We start from the raw sequence: 1237 nt of genomic DNA on the forward strand, positions 1-1237 counted from the left end.
TGTAGTGGTCTAATGAAACCGGACACCCTTTTAGGCGAGAATACTCGCCAGATCGAGGTGTCAGATGACCAAACAACGCCGTACCTTTTCCGCTGAATTCAAACGCGAGGCTGCCGACCTCGTGCTCAAGCAAAACTACAGCTTCATCGAAGCCAGTCGTTCACTGAGTGTTGGTGAGTCGGCGCTGCGCCGCTGGGTCGACCAGCTTCAGCAAGAGCGCACCGGCGTCACGCCCCAGAGCAAGGCCCTGACACCAGAGCAGCAAAAAATCCAGGAGTTGGAAGCTCGGATTGCTCGCCTCGAGCGCGAGAAATCAATATTAAAAAAGGCTACCGCGCTCTTGATGTCGGAAGATCTCGAGCGTACGCGCTGATCAATCAGCTAAGCGTCCATGAGCCTGTTGACTGCTTGTGCGAGGCGTTTGAGGTCGCTCGTTCGGGGTACTACGCGCATCGTCTAAGGCGGCGAACACCAGATGTTGAGCGGCTCAGGCTGCGTAGCCGAGTGAGCGAGTTGTTCACCCAGGGCCGAAGTGCTCCCGGCAGTCGAAGCATCACGTTGATGATGCAAGAAGAAGGTGAGCAAATTGGACGGTTTAAGGTACGCAGGCTGATGCGTGAGCTGGAGTTGGTCAGCAAGCAGCCAGGATCACACGCCTATAAAAAGGCGACAGTCGAGCGGCCGGATATCCCAAATATATTGAACCGAGAATTTGATGTCGAAGCGCCCAACCAGGTCTGGTGCGGCGACATCACCTACATCTGGGCACAGGGGAAATGGCACTACCTTGCGGTTGTCATGGATCTTTACGCTCGCCGAGTGGTGGGCTGGGCGTTATCAGAAAAGCCGGATGCAGACTTGGTGATCAAGGCGTTGGATGTGGCTTACGAGCAGCGTGGCAAGCCGCAAGGCTTGCTATTTCACTCAGACCAGGGATCCCAATATGGCAGCCGCAACTTTCGCCAGCGGCTGTGGCGTTATCGCATGCGTCAGAGTATGAGCCGCCGAGGAAACTGCTGGGATAATGCGCCGATGGAGCGGGTTTTTCGCAGCTTGAAAACAGAGTGGATACCAACCACTGGCTACATGACCGGCCACCAGGCTCAGAGAGATATTAGCCAGTACCTGATGCATCACTACAACTGGATCCGACCTCATCAATTTAACGATGGATTGGCCCCAGCGAAAACGGAAGAAAAACTCAAAACCGTGTCCGGGATGAGTTGACCACTACAGA

Annotated in this window: 1 protein-coding gene; it reads left to right on the plus strand. The window is 54.8% G+C overall.

Annotation, left to right across the window (positions count from 1 at the left end; translation table 11 throughout):
- Window positions 1-64: 64 nt before the first annotated feature.
- Window positions 65-1227 (plus strand): IS3 family transposase gene (locus HBN79_RS23810; RefSeq protein ID WP_095019831.1). Its coding sequence is split into 2 segments (ribosomal slippage): window positions 65-320 and window positions 320-1227, totalling 1164 coding nucleotides; the frame shifts between segments, so codons are not numbered across the junction.
- Window positions 1228-1237: the final 10 nt, after the last annotated feature.

The sequence above is a fragment of the Pseudomonas sp. WS 5051 genome (assembly GCF_012985715.1).
GTDB lineage: Bacteria > Pseudomonadota > Gammaproteobacteria > Pseudomonadales > Pseudomonadaceae > Aquipseudomonas > Aquipseudomonas bubulae.